This is a genomic window from Xanthobacter sp. BG11Y11_SDJG (assembly GCF_057364445.1).
Genome location: NZ_JBNFNU010000722.1, coordinates 1 through 1,115 on the forward strand (window position 1 = coordinate 1; position 1,115 = coordinate 1,115).

Annotated in this window: 2 protein-coding genes; one reads left to right on the forward strand and one right to left on the reverse strand. The window is 74.2% G+C overall.

Features of this window, described 5'->3' with window-relative positions:
- The coding region (locus AC2W7M_RS26040; protein WP_486136049.1) for an ATP dependent DNA ligase at positions 1–593 on the forward strand (593 nt) is incomplete at its 5' end.
- A gap of 72 nt (positions 594–665) precedes the next feature.
- Here AC2W7M_RS26040 and AC2W7M_RS26045 read toward each other — a convergent pair.
- Positions 666–1,115, reverse strand: a 450-nt coding sequence (locus AC2W7M_RS26045; protein ID WP_486136050.1) for a S24 family peptidase, incomplete at its 5' end; no start/stop codon positions are given.

The following is a 1,115-nucleotide window of genomic DNA, read 5'->3' on the forward strand; positions in this document are numbered from 1 at the left end:
GCGGCGGGCGGCTCGACCTTTCGCCGCTGGTCGCCTTCGCCTCATGGGCGGAGCTGACGGCGGCGCGCGCCGACCCCGGCGCCTTCGGGGCGGGGGTCGATGCGGCGGCGGTGGAGGGCGTGATGATGAAGCGCGCCGACAGCCCCTATCTGCCCGGCCGGCCCAAGGGCCCGTGGTGGAAGTGGAAGCGCGACCCGCACACGGTGGACGCGGTGCTGATGTATGCCCAGCGCGGGCACGGCAAGCGTTCCTCCTTCTATTCCGACTACACCTTCGGGGTGTGGACGACGGGCGCGGAGGGCGACGTGCTGGTGCCGGTGGGCAAGGCCTATTTCGGCTTCACCGACGAGGAGCTGAAGAAGATCGACGCGTTCGTGCGGCGCTGCACCGTCAACCGCTTCGGCCCGGTGCGCGAGGTGGTGCACGAGCCGGACGCGGGGCTGGTGCTGGAGATCGCCTTCGAGGGCCTCGCCCGCTCGGCACGCCACCGCTCCGGCGTCGCCATGCGCTTTCCCCGCGTCGCGCGCCTGAGGTGGGACAAGCCGCCGCGCGAGGCCGACCGGCTGGAGACGCTGGAGGCGCTGATCCGCTGAGGCGCGGCGCAGAATTCGGCACCGGGTGGCACGTGGTAGCGCCTAGCGGCGCGCGCGGCGCCGGGCGGCGCCTCACTGGCTGGACCAGACGATCCGGGCGATGAAGGCGACGTCCTTGAGCGGCAGCTGCTGCGTCTCGTGCGGCGCGCCGAGCGCGCGCACCTCCACCTGTCGGGCCGTCCGGCGCAGGAACTCGCGAAACAGGAGCGCCCCGCCGCGCGCCTTCACCACCACCCGGTCGCCGCGCCGCACGGCGGCGGCCGGCGACACCACCAGCACATCCCGGTCGCGATAGACCGGCGCGAGCGCGGCCCGCAGATTTCGAGGGCGTAGACCTGGGGCGTCGTCCAGCTCGGGGAAGACGATGCCGTCCCAGGCGGGGCCGGCGGGCCGGCCGCTGCCGTCGAAGGCGTCGGCGGCGCCCGCATGGGCGAGTTCGAGAAGCGGGATCACGCGGCCCGCACCGGGGCCGCTGGGAACGGAGGGCGCCCTCCGATCGGCGTCGCATGCTCGGCAAGCCTC